The sequence below is a fragment of the Paenibacillus sp. FSL W8-0426 genome (assembly GCF_037969725.1).
GTDB classification, from domain to species: domain Bacteria; phylum Bacillota; class Bacilli; order Paenibacillales; family Paenibacillaceae; genus Paenibacillus; species Paenibacillus hubeiensis.
Map to the genome: position 1 here is coordinate 915,906 of NZ_CP150203.1, position 15,319 is coordinate 931,224.

The following is a 15,319-nucleotide window of genomic DNA, read 5'->3' on the forward strand; positions in this document are numbered from 1 at the left end:
ATCAGGCATGGATCATCGTCAACTGGCAGCGGATGTGTTACGCAGTGTCGGAGGCAGAGAAAACATCAACAAGGTTACGCACTGTGTTACCCGTTTGAGATTTGAACTGAAAAACAGCAAAATTCCCAATGCCGAAGAAATCAAGAAAATGGATGGCGTGCTTACCGTCATCCAGCAAGGGGGACAGTATCAAGTGGTCATTGGGAACCAAGTCGTTCCCGTATTCAACGAGCTGTCTTCCCTTCTGGGAGACATGAGCAATACTGAATCGGGTAATGATGTACAAGGAGAGAAGAAGAGTCTCTTTGACCGCTTCACCTCCATGATTTCCGGTGTGTTCACACCTGTTATGGGAGCGCTTGCAGCAAGCGGTATTATCAAGGGGTTGCTGGCGTGTTTGTCTGCATTCGGCGTTCTAACCGCAACGGATGGAACGTACATCGTGCTCAATGCGATCGGGGATGCATTATTCTACTTCTTCCCGATTTTCCTGGGCAGTTCGGCGGCGAAATACTTCGGCCTGAATCAATATGTGGGGATGATCATCGGGGGCTCCATGGTCTACCCGACCTTGATGGCTTTTGTATCATCCGAGGAACAACTGACCTTCCTGGGTTTGCCAATGAATATGATGAATTACACATCATCCGTATTCCCGGCCATTGTAGCGGTGTGGATTGCATCCTTGTTGAATCGTGTCATCGAGAAGCGTATACCGCAAGGCTTCAAGTATTTTTTGGCTCCGTTTATCGTGCTTCTGATTACGGTCCCCCTGACCTTATTCATCATTGGCCCCGTGATATCGTACCTCAGTAACGGACTGGCCGATATTACGACAGCCATCTACAATTTCAATCCGATTCTGGCAGGGCTTGTGCTGGGTGGACCATGGATTCTCATTGTGATGTTCGGTTTGCACTGGGCCTTTATTCCGATCTTTATTAACAATATGGCAACAACCGGTTTCGATTCTCTTATGGGATTGCTGGCAGCGAATCAGTTTGCGATGGCGGGGGCCGCTCTGGCCTTTGGACTGAGAGCACGGGACAAACAGATGAAAACGCTGGGGATTTCCACCGGTGGTACAGCCTTGCTTGGTGTGAGTGAACCCGCCTTGTATGGCGTGCTGCTTCCTCAGAAAAAACCGTTAATCATGGCGATTATTGGCGGTAGTGTTGGTGGGGTCATCGGTGGGGCCTTTTTGTCCAAAGTCTATGCGTTTGCTCCGTCAGGTGTATTTGGTATTCCAGGTGCCGTCAATCCTCAAGGCATTGATGCAGGATTTTACGGTTATGTATTACAGATGGTGGTGGGTCTCGTTGTTGGTTTTATCCTGACTTATCTGTGGGGGTACAAAACCCGATCGGAATCTACGGAGTCTACACCCCAAAGTTCAGTAAATTCCGTATCCGTATCTGATGTTCGTGGACCAAATAACGATTCAGGTTCCCCCATACAAAAGGCAGAGATGACGGTACACAGTCCGCTGTCGGGCGAGGTGGTAGAACTGACCCGTGTCGCGGATGAAGCATTCTCCAGTGAAGCCATGGGAAAAGGAATTGCCATTATCCCTTCGGGTGGCACAGTGGTTTCTCCTGTTGAAGGTGTAGTAACCACCATCACCAAATCCAGACATGCGATTGCCGTCATTGGCAACGATGGTGTGGAGGTATTGATCCATGTGGGCCTGGATACCGTCAAGCTGAAAGGCGAAGGATTCACCCTCAAAGTGCAGGAAGGCGATCAGGTGAATGTTGGCGATGTAATGATGGAAGTGGATTTGGCAAAAATCAAGGAAAGAGGTTTTGAACTGATTACTCCGGTAATCATCACGAATTCTGGCAATTATTCATCGGTAAATCGAATTGGGGCAAGAAACATCTCTGCAGGTGCGCCAGTGATTGCGATAAAAGTATAGATTCATCCGTTGTATGATACATTAGTTTAAGATGAAAGATAATATGACTCCAAGCCTGCGACCTCGCGGGCTTTTCTGCATTCCGAATAAATACATAAATATTTTTGATCTTTTTTGATCGAGGCATCGTTAATTGAATTGAGGGGGTGAGGGAGCGTTGAATGATGAAGAGTTGATTCAGGAGATTCGTGAAGGCAGCCGGGCTGCCATGGAAGTGCTGGTGAAGCGGCATTATAAGTCGATATTCGCTTATGTGTACCGGAAAACGGGAGACTATCATACCGCTTATGATCTAACCCAAGAGGTATTCGTAAAAATGATGAAGTCGCTTGACAGCTACCGGGATAACGGAAAATTCAGTCACTGGCTGCTGAAAATTGCAGTAAATCATTGCCTGGATTATTTTCGGGGACGCGATTTCAAGCAACAACAGAGAGAAAGTGAGTTAACGGAAGAGGCGCTCCCTGCCAGCGAACACCAGAATGTATGGAACATATTCCATAAAAAGCTTCAGAACGAACAGGTCAGGCAGGCGGTATTAAGTTTGCCCGAGCATCAGAGGGACGCGGTGATCCTGAACTATTACAACGGATTGAAGATCAGGGAGGTTGCCGAGCTGACGGGAGCAAATGAATCGACAGTGAAGTCGCGCATACGCTTGGGCATAGCCAAATTAAGGGAAATTATTCTGGGAGGTGGACGGGATGAAACGAAGAGGACACGGAGATAAACGAAATCGGGCAATTGAATTGGAGATGGAGGAGTACAATGAAATTGCTTCTTATCTGGACGAGTATGCGGTCGATTTTCCATCCGAAATGGAGATCGACAGAATGATCAGGGCATTGGATGCCCATATGCCGGATCCGGCGAGCGTTCGCCCGAAACCATCATACGGAAGGCGGATGAGGGAATTATTCCAGCTTGTTCGGGGGGAGGTCGCGGTTTTTCACAAATCATACTGGTTGGTTTGTTCCCTGCTCCTGCTGCTCGGATTTTGGCTGGGAACACACAGTAAAATCGATCCTTACATGAGCGGTCTCGTACTGGTTCCCGTACCTTTTGTGCTTGGATTGCTGGAAGTATTCAAAGGCAGGGATCATGGGCTCATGGAAATCGAGCTGACCTGCAAAATTACGGCACAACAGCTGATGCTGACCCGTTTGATCGTTGTACTCGCAGCAAATATGGCATTTGTACTTCTCCTTATGCTAGCGATATCCGGTGGAACAGGCAGTTCCATCTTATGGAGCGGAGTCGGTCTATGGTACGCACAGCTGATGATCGCTGCCGGGGCCAGTCTGTGGTTGGCGATGCGTGTCAGGGGTGGAGCGGCTGTCAGTATCTTTCTGACGCTATGGTTCGGACTGATATGGCTGGCATTAAGTAATCCCAAATTCATTGCGCTAGTTCAATCGATCCAGCCGTCAGTACTTATAATCGCCGCCTTATGCGGAGTGATCCTGTTGAGCAGTCAGATCTACCAGATGGCGCGAAAATATACATCACAAGCGGAAAGAGGTTATTCCTTTGATATTGACCATGGATAATGTATCCAAGAAATATAGAAACAAGTGGGCAGTGAAATCGTTCTCGCTGGAGCTGTCCAGCGGTGGCGTTTACGGGCTGCTCGGACCGAATGGAGCGGGCAAAACAACGTTGCTTCGCATGCTTGTAGACATCTCCAAGCCGACGTCAGGACAGATTCTGCTGGATGGGCAACCCATCCAACAGATGGGGGACCGTTATCGCAGCATATTGGGTTATATGCCGCAGCGATTCGGATTTTACAACCGTTTCAGTGCTCATCGGTTTCTCATGTACATGTGTTCGCTCAAAGGGTTGAGTGTGAGTCAGGCCGGTGTTCGCGTGCAGGAAACTTTGCGGATGGTTGATCTGGAACAGCAGGCCCAGCATAAAATCCGTACGTTCTCTGGGGGCATGAGGCAGAGACTAGGCATTGCGCAAGCCTTGCTGAATGATCCGCAAATTTTAGTCCTTGACGAACCTACGGCAGGCCTTGATCCCAAGGAGCGTATTCGATTCCGTAACATTATCGGGGAGCTGGGAAGAGACCGGATTGTACTGTTATCGACGCATATTATCTCTGACCTGGAGTTCTCGTGCAAGGAAATGATTCTGATGAACGAAGGTCAACTGATCACCCGGAACACGCCGGAAGAGATCATGAACAGGATGCAGGGCAGCGTTTGGAAGGCAACGCTAACTCAGCAGCAGCTTGCCGAGCTTACCTCACATTTCAAAGTAAGCGGCTTGTCCTATCAATCGGATGGCATCGTAGCCAGAATCCTGGCCAAAGAACAGCCTGTACCGCATGCTGTACCGGAGACACCTCGCCTAGAAGACGTATATATGCACTATTTTGACGAGGAGGCGACATCGTGATTCGTTTAACCCAATATGAATTTGCTAAAATAATCACGCGTAAAAGCGTTTATCTGGCACTCGCCGGACTGCTTGTGCTTCTTGCTTTGTATGCCTGTTTCGGGCATCCCGGGCCATTGAACGGTACATCATACTATAAACCCTATGAAGGAGCCATTACGGAGGAGAAGGTTCAAGCTGCGCAGGATCAGAAGCAAAGCGAGGGTTACAGTGAAGAAAAGAATCAGAATCGATATGGCGTATTTTATGACATTTCCATATTTTCACCGGAATCCATCAAAAACTACGCCAGATATGATGACAGCGGGAATGTCATGAAGCGAACCGTAACCGTCTCCGAGATTCACTACAATAAACCATGGGGCTATCTGCTGGAATACATTGATCAATTTGGAGTGCTCTTTATGATGATCATCATTCTGCTCGGACTGGCGCCCGTATTTGCAGAGGAATATTCACGGGGAACCGCTGCATTACTACGCAGCAGCAAACGGGGAAGAAGCCAAATCGTTTCGGCTAAATTAATGGCCTCCATGTTATATGTCGTGCTATGCGTCATACTGTTTACAAGCGTCAATTTGTTGATCTACTGGTTAAGGTTTGGGAATTTGGCTGGAGCAGATACGCCTATCCAGAGTGTTGGGATGTATTTTCAGGGCTTTTACTATGAGTTCTCTCCTTATCGATTATCGGCGGTTCAGTATTATGGAGTACAGTTGGTCACTCACCTGGCAGGCAGTCTGGTCTTTGCATGTGTTGTGTTATGCGTTTCTGCGCTTAGTTCAACGTCGTTTGTTGCCATCATCATTAATGTTGCGATTGTAGGCGTGCCTTATCTGGCATTCGATGTGTTGAACTTCAACCCGGGATGGGCCAAGTGGATTGAGGAATTTTCATTCAGTACAATGATGCGTGTAACGAGGCTGTTCCAAACGCCGGCAAGCTATTCGGTATTTGGACTGGAGCTGTCCTATTTAAATTTGTATATGATCATCATGGGTGTAGTTACGATTGGCGTCGTATTTGGTACTTATCGTACATTCCGCACTCGCGAGGTTTTTTCTTGATGAACCCGCTATAGAAACCGCATTAATCAATCACACTAGGCCACTGTGAGTGCAGTACCATCTTCCGATCGCTGTTATCCAAAATAGTCCGCAATGTTTTGCGGGCTTCTTCTTTTCATGTTATGAGCAGAATGTGATGTTTCCAAACGTTCTTCGATTTTGATACATTGTGGATATACTTTTCGGAGGAGGAGGGCATCACTCGGACGCGGATGTTTATGAAATTCAAAGATTGAGCCGCCGGGAGGCAGAGGGAACATATGTCTTCAATGCCCCGAATGCCAGCAGCGCTCAGCTGTATACACACTATGGACAGCAGTTTGACATAGCACACGCGATTTCCGAGGTCGTCAGGCTCCGAAAAAGTACCTAATTTTCCCCATTAATAACAGTCAACAAGACTTCCACTAATCCCTAATCAATTAACGCAACTCTCCATGACTCATCTTTATTTTTTGTAAATGTTGTGGTGTGCATCTTAAGTTCTTTTTCATCTCCGCTTGTTCTGTAATAGAATACGATGTTAATTCTTCCGTTTTCGGAGGATTGGTCGATGATATAAGGTGTCCCGACAAATTCAAAGTCTTCATCGTTTTCTAGTAAAAACAGTTGACTATTCGCTACATCCTCTGAAACAAAACTATTTTTAAAGGCAGTTTTATTTTTCGCTGCCCATGCGGTTAAATTCTCTTTGAATAGGATGACGATATCTTGATATTTCTCATCATATTTCATTTCATCTAGTGAAAGTCCTTTTTTGAAGGGGCCCAGCTTATTGATATCTACTTCCTTTGGATCCTCAACCAGCACACTATTGCTTGGGTTCGTGTTCTCAGAGTTACTTCTACATGCCGTTAAGATCAAACAAACACACAAGATTGCAAAAGAAAAAATACGCATAGGAAAATCCCCCCAATAAGAGCTTCAAATTCGGAATCAACGGGACGTTCTTTGATGATAAAACTGCTCGAGATCGCAAATCTACCAAATAAACATTGATTTATATAATATAACACTGTATGAAAATGTATTATTTTATTTTTTTAAGTAACCTTATGTCTTTTTTCGCGTCTATAAATATAAAGATTGTAAATTTTGGGAGGTTTTCTAATGAAGAAATTAGCACTGTTTTCTTTGGCTGTTCTATGTTCTTCGCTGTTGGTACTTCCAACCAATGAGGCAGCTGCAGCTGTGCAAAGTTCAAAAGGAACACAGGTTGTTGTGAATAATAACGACTTAGATTCAAAAGAAATTCTCAACAAGAACAATCAGGTGTTTTTTAGCTTGACTTCACTCAAAAGTTTAGGTGGGTTAACGTTTTCCTGGAATAATACTACAAAGCAAGTGACAGTGAAGGGGGGCGACACAAACTTGCAGTTGACAATGAATAAAAAAGCAGCGCAAAAAAATGGAGCTTCGGTTTCATTAAGTACTGCTCCATTTATTCATAACGGTAAAACAATGATCCCCTTACGTTTTGTTGCAGAAGCGTTGGACGGTTCAGTAACATGGAATCAAAAAACCCAAACTGCATTTGTTTCGAAACCAAGCACGAAACTGCTGACTGATGTGAAGAGCAATGTTTTAAGCACAGCAAGAAATGCTGCGATTAATCTTCCTAGAGTTTCACAGCTCACGGAGGAATTTGAACCATCTATAGAAACAGCCAGTCTTCAATATTATTTTCCGAAAAATACAAAAGATCGATTCATCGAAGTCAATAATAATGTAATCCGTTATTATCAAATTACGAATAACACAGCTTACCTTAAGTGGCAAGCTTTCATTGGGGAAAAGGCCGCTACGCAGCAAAATCTTTATTTCATAAACGGCTCCTTTACAAAAGAGAACGGTTCATTGCCCAATTTCAAAGATACGACATTCGCCAGCTTTCGCTGGATGCCTCATATTACTTCTACTGGATATGGTTTAATCAATAAGGAGAATTGGAAGGATGTTGAGTTTAAAGAAGCTGAAGTTCCCGAAGCTGATCTGAAGGAAAACTATATTATTGTCGATATTCCTGAAGAAAAATAATTGGTAAAGTTATAACAACGACTGACCCGACTGACGTAATGGCAAAGAAATCTGAATACGTATAGCGGATATTTGTTCTTGTGAAATCAGGAAAGGTGATGCACTAAAATTTTATAATTATGATAAAAAAGGCAAGCAACAAGCGTTTTAGCTCGTTGTTTGCCTTTCGAATGCCCGGCGGTCGGGCTGTGTTCGATTCCATTAATCCGAAATGTTGCGTGTGTAGTATTCAATGATGTCTTTGCGCCGGATGATGCCGAGAAAAACCCGGTCCACATCGACGACCGGCACGAAATTCTGGTCTGCGGCAAGCGTCAGCATGTCTTCCATTTCAGCCTTGATGTATACGCATTCATTGTAGACCCGGTTTTTGATTTCATGCACCGGTACCTGGTCCATGTTATCGAACGTCAATCCGGGGGTGCTGCGCATCTTCCATAACAAATCGCCTTCGGACAGTGTTGCAACGTATTTTCCATCCTGGTCAATGACGGGAATGGCGGTGTAGTGCTGGGATTCAAGCTGCTCAATGGCTTCCTTCATGGAGGCGGAGGACTTGATATAGGCCACTTCTGCTTTGGGGAGTAAAAAATAGCTGATTTCCATCATCGGGCTCCTTTGCTGTAAATTTCGTACTTACATTATACACATATTATGTGATGTTCCGGCTAGGTCTAATGATAAATTCGTCATATTTGTTTCATTGTTTCTCGGGCTCAGGAATTCTATAGTGTATCATAGAGGTGATTTAACGATGAAATCGAAACGCAAACTGATGTACGGATTGCTGCCCATTCTGTTCGCAGGCGGGATCGGTATGTACCTATATATGCAGAGCAACAAGGCGCCGGAACCCAAACCCGAAGTCGTCGTGGAACAATACATAGATCATTTGCAAAAGAAAGAATTCGACCAGCTCTACGGCTTGATGACGCCAGCTTCGTTGGAGGCCTCCGGAATGAACCGGGAGCAGTTCGCGGAAAAGTATAACGCGATCTACTCCGGCATGCAGGTTTCGGCGGTCAAGGCAGAGCTGAAACCGCAGCCTGTGGCGGAAACGCCTCAAGACGGCGGCACAACGAGCGGGAAAAAGACTGAAGGAACGGAGGGGCCTGAACAGGATCCCAATACCTACAAGGCTGAATATACATTGCGATTGACCACCTTTCTGGGTGAAGTGAATGAAACGCAAAGCTTGAATCTGGTGAAGCAGGAGCTGGACGATGGCGGCAAGGTATGGCGGATCGAATGGCAGCCGTCCATGATCTTGTCCGATATGGTCAAAGGCAGCAAGGTGAGGGTGCGGACGCTGCTGCCGGAGCGAGGCGACATTGTCGATCGGGATGGATTGCCGCTGGCAACCAAGGGGACTGCCCTAGAGTGGGGCATCGTTCCGAGCAAACTGGGTGACGCCCCGGATCAGATGATTGCCAGCATCGCGCAGCACTATAACGTATCCGAAGATGCAATTAACAAGGCGATAAACCAGAGCTGGGTCAAACCGGACTATTTCGTGCCTATCGCCATGACGGACGATGAACGAATACCGGCAGCGCTGAAAGGCGTTCAAATCCAGACGAAAGAGATCAGGCAGTATCCATTGGGTGAAGCAGCCGCTCATTTGATCGGTTACGTGCGGAAGGTGACCCGGGAGGATCTGGAGAAAGACGCGGAAGGATACTACCGGGCGGAAGACTGGATCGGCAAGGCGGGTCTGGAGCAGTCATTGGAGAAGCAGCTGCGCGGGGAACGCGGAGGAGTGATCGAGATCACGGATGAGAATGGCAATATGCGTTCCGAGGTATTGCGCAAGGATGCCGTTAACGGGCAAAACATTCAATTGACGATTCGCACCAAAACGCAAAAAGAGCTCTATAAGACGTTATCCAGCGGCGGAGATGCCGGCGCGATGGTTATGATGGATCCAACGAAAGGGGATCTGCTCGCCCTGGCGAGCGCTCCTTCCTATGACCCGAACAAAATGGTTACGGGGTTGACGCAGGCGGAATGGGACGCTTATTCCTCGAATGAACAGCTTCCGTTCGTTAACCGGTTCACTAACCGCTATGCGCCCGGCTCAACCTTTAAAGCCGTCACGGCGGCGGCAGGTTTGATGGAGAAGGTAACTACGCCGGATAAGAGTCACGACATTGCCGGACTGCAATGGAGGAAGGATGCGAGTTGGGGAGGTTACTACGTAACCCGGGTCAAGAACGTCTCTCCGGTGAACATGGTGGATGCACTCGTGTATTCGGACAATATTTATTTTGCGATGGAAGCACTGGAGATGGGCAGCGAGCGGTTCATTGACGGCATTCGCAAATTCGGCTTTGGCGGCAATTTTGGATTGGACGAATTGTATTTGAAACCAAGCCAGTATGCCAACGAAAACAACAAGGAGCTGAAGTCGGAGGTATTGCTGGCCGATACGGCTTATGGTCAGGGTGAAATGTTGATGTCCCCCATTCACTTGGCCACGGCATTTACTCCCTTTGTGAATGAGGGGAAAATGGTGAAGCCGGTCCTGATTTCCGGGAAGGAAACGTCCGCTCCGGAAGTGGTCATCACGCCAGAGGCAGCTAATACGGTGAAAGATGCACTGGGCGAAGTGGTATCCCGGTCAGGAGGGACGGCCCATTCATTAAGCACGCTTCCGACCAAACTTGCTGCCAAAACCGGAACGGCCGAGCTGAAGGCGAAGAAAGGGGAACGCGGGCAGGAGAACGGATTTTTCGTGGTGTTTGATACCGAGCAGCCAAGCTTTCTGCTGGCCGCGGTCATTGAGAACGTAAACGGAAGGGGCGGCAGTCATCATGTCGTCGACAAGCTGAAGCCGTTTCTTGAGAAATGGAATGGATAAGCCGTGAGCCATCTCCCATGATGCATGATAATAATAGACAACGCCAAAAAACTTTCCGGGTTACCGGGAAGTTTTTTTGGTTTTCGCGACCAGGGTGCATTCACACGTGGACCGCAGCCGCCTGAACTTCAAAGCCCGTCAAACGGCACATGCCAATGTGGGACAGGGTGGCAATGCTTTTGCATTCAACGCCAATGAAGTCGGGGACATCCGGGTGCGTGCAGGACGGCAATAACAACGAAGAAGGAAAGGGATGCCGCTTTCGGGCGGGTCTCTTTTTTTGCTGCAGGATATGGTGCAATTTCCCTTTTTGCTATATGATAAATGTCGATTCGTGAAGTGTTGCAGTTAGCGGCGGTAGCATCAAGAAGCAAGCTTAGCATAGGATACATACGTTCTTTGGCAGATGGAGGGATTCGGGTGTATTGTCATGTGTGTGGGACCAAGAGCAGCCCCGGAGATGTCGCATGCGGAAAGTGCAAAACGAAGTTAATCAGCGCCAGTACCACGGAAGAGCAGATTTGGGCGGAAACGGCCGTCGGATTGGAAATGGGAGCAGAGTCCGCCCCATTGCTCTCCAGGCAGCAGTCTGCTCCCCAGCAAAGCGGGGGCTGGGTCGGCCGGACGTGGAGCATTCTCGTTCCACTGCTTCTGGCTGCGATTGTAGGAGCATTATTGACGTACTATTACAACCAGGAAAGCGCAGTGAACGATGAAGTGTTGACGTTGCACGAGCAGGCCGAGAAGGCGGCGTTGGAGGGAAAGTATGCGGAAGCGCTGAAGCTGCTTGATGCGGCCCTCGAAAAACGGCCAAACGTGGAAGCATTGACCGAGGATCGTCAGATCGCGGCGAAAGCCTTCAATCAGATGAATCAGTTGAAGCAGGCTGCCGAGAGCCTGAAAACCGGCAAGCTGTCGGAAGCGAGCAAAACGCTTCAAGCCGTGGCCAAAGCGCTCAAGGAGCGTGAAGAACCGGCATTCGACAACGTGCGCAGCGAACTCGGCAAGCAGCAGGTGACGCTGTCCGTGTTGAAAGTGAAAAAGGAAATCGACGGCCTGACTACAGTGTCTGCCCTTGCTGAAAAATTGGAGACCGTATCGGCCTTGAAAGGCAAAGAAGCTCAAGCGGTGCAAAAGCAAATTATCGACAAATTGGCAAGCATCAGTTATCAAGATGCAGAACAGCTGGTGAAGAAGAAAGACTTCACGGCAGCATTGCAAACGGTGGATCAAGGGCTTTCTTACGCGCCGGAGAATGAGAAGCTGACCGAATATCGGGAACGGGTTTTGAGCGAAAAAAAGGCATTCGAAGAGGCCGAGGCGGAGCGGATCCGGCTGGCTGAGCAGCAGGCGGCCGAAGAAGATTTGAAAAACCGTACGGCAGCGGTAAGCGTGCTGGATTTGCAAGCTGAACTCGACGAGTATGGCGATCTGTACATTGGCGGAACCGTCGTGAACAATGCCACCCGTCCGATCTGGTCGGTCGCGCTGACGATCGATATTTACAGCACCGACGGCTATTATATTGGCCAAACCGAAGCGTACGTGTACCCGGGCACATTGGCAGCCTCTGAACAAGGCAGTTTTGAAACGTATTACTACGGCGTGTACCAGTCGGCAAACGTGTCCGTGTCGGGTGCAACCTGGTATTTGGAATAGGAGGCATCGGACATGTCCAAACGAATATGGGGCACCATCATTGCCAGCGCGGTTATTATCGGTGCCGGGACTGCGGGGGTCTTCTACATTCACCATATTTCAGCCCAGCAGCTGGAGCAGCAGAAGCCGCGTCTAGCCGTGGTGCCGGTGAAGGAAGAGAAGGGTCAAGCGAAAAACGAATCGACCGCAGCTGCGCCAAAAACGATTAAACAGATCATTGAGGACAGTCAGAAAAAAGTCGTTACCATCGAGACCGACGGCGGACTTGGCTCCGGATTCCTGTATAACGAACAGGGAGATGTAGTGACCAATGCCCACGTGGTAGAGGGTTATACGGAGGTGACGATTCGTACCCTGAACCATGAAGAACTTACGGGCACGGTCATTGGCATCGGGGAGGAAACCGACGTCGCTGTGGTCAGGGTGCCTGGCCTGAAAAAGGTGAAGCCGCTCCCGATCGCCAAATCGAAGGCGGAGATCGGCGACGAAGTCTTGGCCCTCGGCAGCCCGCTTGGCTTTGAGAACACCGTGACAACAGGCATCATCAGCGGTCTGGGACGAAGCTTTGAGATCGACTCCTATATCTACAGCAATCTGTACCAAATCTCGGCACCTATTACCCATGGGAATAGCGGCGGGCCGCTTATCAGCGCGGAGACGGGCGAAGTGCTCGGCATCAATTCGGCCGTCGTTGAACAAGAGGGCGGGATCGGCTTCAGCATCCCGATCACCAGCGTGTTGAAGCAAGTGCAGGCCTGGTCCAGCGCAGGGTCCAATGCGGTGGCCGCAAAGACAGGCAAAGGCGATGCTTCGCAGACCAGTGTGGATGGGCAGCTTGCTGAGGACCTGGTGAAAGCTTTTTATGGAAGCCTTAATGCAGGGGATTACGTTACCGCTTATGCTTTTCTGGGAAGCGAGTGGCAGAGCGGGACCAGCTACACCAAATTCCGCGAAGGTTATATCAACACCAGCTATGTCACGATTGGCGAGGTTTCATCCGCCTCCAAGGGAGAGGAAGAGATGGAGGTCAAGGCCGTCATCACTGCGGATGAGCGAAGGGACGGCGAACTGGTGACGAGCAAATATAAGGTGACGTATCAGCTCGGTTACGAGAACGGACAGCTTAAAATTTTACATGGGCAAGGCAAAAAGATGAAATGAATGAAGAACTTCTTTATTGGGGAAAAGAGATATAACTCTTTTCTCCTTTTTGATTGCTTATATGAGCATGATTTGTTAAAATACAGAACGAACGTTCAGTATCAAGAAAGCGAAGTGGAGTCTATGAACAAGAAACAGCTTCAAACCGAGCAGACCAAACGCAAACTTGCGGAAGCCTCCAAGGCGCTGTTTGCCCAAAAGGGGTACAAGGCAACGTCGATCGAAGACATTGTCTCAGCCACAGGCAGCAGTAAGGGGAATATATACTATCATTTTAAAAGCAAGGAAGGCTTGTTCCTCTACCTCATTGACGAATGGAACCGGGAATGGGAGGAAAGCTGGGCTGCAAAGGTTCATATGTATCCTACCTGCACGGCCAAAATTTTCGGGTTGATGGAGCATCTGGTGATGGATGACATGAACCACCCGTTGACCAAGGCGGCGGATGAGTTCTTCACCGGGGAGAAGAAAGCCAACGATATCGAGGAACGGATCGACCAGATCATGAAGGACCATATTCAATTCAACCGAAACCTGATTCGAGAGGGCATCGAAAACGGGGAGTTCAAGGCAGACAATGTCGACCATCTGGCGATCCTCATGGAGAGCACCATCATCGGTCTGAGCCAGATGTCGCGCGGGATGGAGCCAGAACAGGCGCTTGCGCTGTATCATCAGGCGGCAGAAGTTATTTTGCACGGCATTTCAGTAACCAAATAGCCGACCTGACCTTATTATTACGTTCTAGCGATCAGGTCGGCGACTCAAACCAACGGATTTTTTCTAAGACATATGGAGGAAGCAAATCATGGCATTGTTAACACGAAACAGGGGCGCACTGCTGCTGTTGATGCTTAATATTTTTCTGGTGTTTACGGGCATAGGACTGGTCGTGCCGATCATGCCGGCATACATGGACCTGTTGCACATTTCGGGTACGACGGTGGGACTGCTCGTTGCAGCCTTCTCGTTTACCCAGTTTCTGTTTTCTCCCATTGCGGGCAGGTGGTCCGACGCATGGGGACGCAAAAAGATCATCGTCATCGGCATGTTGTTTTTTGCCGTTTCGGAGTTCATGTTCGGCGCAGTGAACGCGCCGGTGCTGCTCTTTGCTGCCCGGATGCTGGGAGGAATCGGCGCAGCGATGATTTTCCCGGCCGTCATGGCCTACACGGCAGACATTACGTCGGACGAAGAACGCGGCAGAGGCATGGGCCTGATCAATGCGGCCATCACGACCGGATTCATCATCGGGCCGGGGATCGGCGGTTATATTGCCGAATTCGGCATTCGCGTTCCTTTTTACTCGGCAGGGGTTGCCGGATTGCTGGCAGCGATCATTACATTGGTCATTTTGCCTGAATCGGTACGCCAAACGGCAGAACACAACGCACCGGCTGGGGCCAATGCGGTGAAGGAGAAAGGACCGGGCCTGGTTACCCAGCTGCTTCGATCCTATCGGGAGCCGTATTTCTTTAGTTTGATCATCGTTTTTGTCATGGCCTTTGGATTGGCTAACTATGAAACGGTATTTTCCTTGTTCGTCGATCATAAATTTGGATTTACAACGAAAGATATCGCCTTCATTATTACTTTTGGCTCGATTGCAGGGGCTGTGGTGCAGGTTGCGTTCATCGGATGGCTGCTGAATCGTTTTGGCGAAAAGTTGGTCATCTCGGTATGTCTCTTCTTCGTTGCGGTATTTATTCTGCTTACGTTGTTCGTTCATACGTACTGGCTGATTTTCGTCGTAACCTTTGTCGTGTTCCTGGGCATGGACATTTTGCGACCGGCGATCAGCACGCAGATGTCGAAGCTCGCAGAAGAGCAGCAAGGCTTTGTGGCCGGACTGAATTCGGCATACACAAGCCTTGGCAACATTGCTGGCCCAATCGTGGCTGGAGCGTTGTTTGACGTCAATATCAATTATCCGTACGTATCCGCGGCTGCGGTGCTGGCCGTCTGCTTCCTGCTCTCGATCCGATTGATGAGAGGCACCAAAGCGACGGGGCAACCGAAAGCGGAGATGTAATGCAATCATTCGATACATCGTTTGTTCAACGAGAAGAACAGGTCAGCTGCACGAAAGTGTAACGGACCTGTTCTTTTTTTGGAGGTAATGATGGCGATTTTTGTTATAATAAAAGTTGTTGAACTGAATAATATGGACTGGGTTGCCTAACAAGTTGCCAAGAACGATTATTTGAGCAT

14 protein-coding genes are annotated in these 15,319 nt (G+C 48.6%); 12 read left to right on the forward strand and 2 right to left on the reverse strand.

Annotated elements, in window-relative coordinates:
• Nucleotides 1-7: 7 nt before the first annotated feature.
• The 5 genes from MKY59_RS04180 (at nt 8) to MKY59_RS04200 (ending at nt 5,391) form a co-directional block, all read left to right on the forward strand.
• The gene (locus MKY59_RS04180) at nt 8-1,918 is read left to right on the forward strand and encodes a beta-glucoside-specific PTS transporter subunit IIABC (protein ID WP_339276141.1); all 1,911 of its coding nucleotides are present in this window, start codon (nt 8-10) and stop codon (nt 1,916-1,918) included.
• Between the two features lie 157 nt (nt 1,919-2,075).
• A complete protein-coding gene (locus tag MKY59_RS04185) occupies nt 2,076-2,648 on the forward strand; it encodes an RNA polymerase sigma factor (RefSeq protein ID WP_236420680.1) in 573 nt (190 codons plus the stop codon).
• Nucleotides 2,623-3,468 (forward strand): hypothetical protein, encoded by an 846-nt coding sequence (locus tag MKY59_RS04190; protein ID WP_339276142.1) that lies wholly within the window; start codon nt 2,623-2,625, stop codon nt 3,466-3,468. Before MKY59_RS04185 ends, MKY59_RS04190 begins: the two co-directional genes overlap by 26 nt.
• On the forward strand, nt 3,449-4,324 hold the full coding sequence (locus MKY59_RS04195) for an ABC transporter ATP-binding protein (protein WP_236420682.1): 876 nt from the start codon (nt 3,449-3,451) through the stop codon (nt 4,322-4,324). Before MKY59_RS04190 ends, MKY59_RS04195 begins: the two co-directional genes overlap by 20 nt.
• On the forward strand, nt 4,321-5,391 hold the full coding sequence (locus MKY59_RS04200) for an ABC transporter permease subunit (protein WP_339276143.1): 1,071 nt from the start codon (nt 4,321-4,323) through the stop codon (nt 5,389-5,391). The genes MKY59_RS04195 and MKY59_RS04200 overlap by 4 nt, the downstream gene beginning before the upstream one ends.
• Before the next feature lie 414 nt (nt 5,392-5,805).
• Here the strand turns inward: MKY59_RS04200 and MKY59_RS04205 are convergent, their stop codons facing one another.
• Nucleotides 5,806-6,291, reverse strand: a complete 486-nt coding sequence (locus MKY59_RS04205; RefSeq protein WP_236420684.1) for a hypothetical protein — start codon at nt 6,289-6,291, stop codon at nt 5,806-5,808.
• Nucleotides 6,292-6,501: 210 nt separating this feature from the next.
• Here MKY59_RS04205 and MKY59_RS04210 point away from each other — a divergent pair, with 210 nt between their 5' ends.
• A complete protein-coding gene (locus MKY59_RS04210; protein WP_339276145.1) occupies nt 6,502-7,428 on the forward strand; it encodes a copper amine oxidase N-terminal domain-containing protein in 927 nt (308 codons plus the stop codon).
• Nucleotides 7,429-7,629: 201 nt separating this feature from the next.
• Here MKY59_RS04210 and MKY59_RS04215 read toward each other — a convergent pair whose 3' ends face one another.
• Entirely contained in the window at nt 7,630-8,034 is a 405-nt protein-coding gene (locus MKY59_RS04215; protein WP_236420722.1) for a CBS domain-containing protein, read from the reverse strand.
• Nucleotides 8,035-8,182: 148 nt separating this feature from the next.
• Here MKY59_RS04215 and MKY59_RS04220 point away from each other — a divergent pair, with 148 nt between their 5' ends.
• The 6 genes from MKY59_RS04220 to MKY59_RS04245 all read left to right on the forward strand — a co-directional run bounded on the left by MKY59_RS04220 (nt 8,183) and on the right by MKY59_RS04245 (nt 15,140).
• Entirely contained in the window at nt 8,183-10,288 is a 2,106-nt protein-coding gene (locus tag MKY59_RS04220) for a penicillin-binding transpeptidase domain-containing protein (protein WP_339276146.1), read from the forward strand.
• A 106-nt stretch (nt 10,289-10,394) separates the two neighbouring features.
• Nucleotides 10,395-10,523, forward strand: coding sequence for a hypothetical protein (locus tag MKY59_RS04225; protein WP_290371496.1), 129 nt, complete (start codon nt 10,395-10,397; stop codon nt 10,521-10,523).
• Between the two features lie 185 nt (nt 10,524-10,708).
• A complete protein-coding gene (locus tag MKY59_RS04230; protein ID WP_339276148.1) occupies nt 10,709-11,947 on the forward strand; it encodes an FxLYD domain-containing protein in 1,239 nt (412 codons plus the stop codon).
• Between the two features lie 12 nt (nt 11,948-11,959).
• A complete protein-coding gene (locus MKY59_RS04235; protein ID WP_339276149.1) occupies nt 11,960-13,108 on the forward strand; it encodes a trypsin-like peptidase domain-containing protein in 1,149 nt (382 codons plus the stop codon).
• Between the two features lie 123 nt (nt 13,109-13,231).
• The gene (locus MKY59_RS04240) at nt 13,232-13,828 is read left to right on the forward strand and encodes a TetR/AcrR family transcriptional regulator (protein ID WP_339276151.1); all 597 of its coding nucleotides are present in this window, start codon (nt 13,232-13,234) and stop codon (nt 13,826-13,828) included.
• Between the two features lie 88 nt (nt 13,829-13,916).
• Nucleotides 13,917-15,140 carry an MFS transporter gene (locus tag MKY59_RS04245; RefSeq protein ID WP_339276153.1) on the forward strand — a complete coding sequence of 408 codons (1,224 nt, stop codon included), beginning with the start codon at nt 13,917-13,919 and terminating at the stop codon, nt 15,138-15,140.
• Nucleotides 15,141-15,319: the final 179 nt, after the last annotated feature.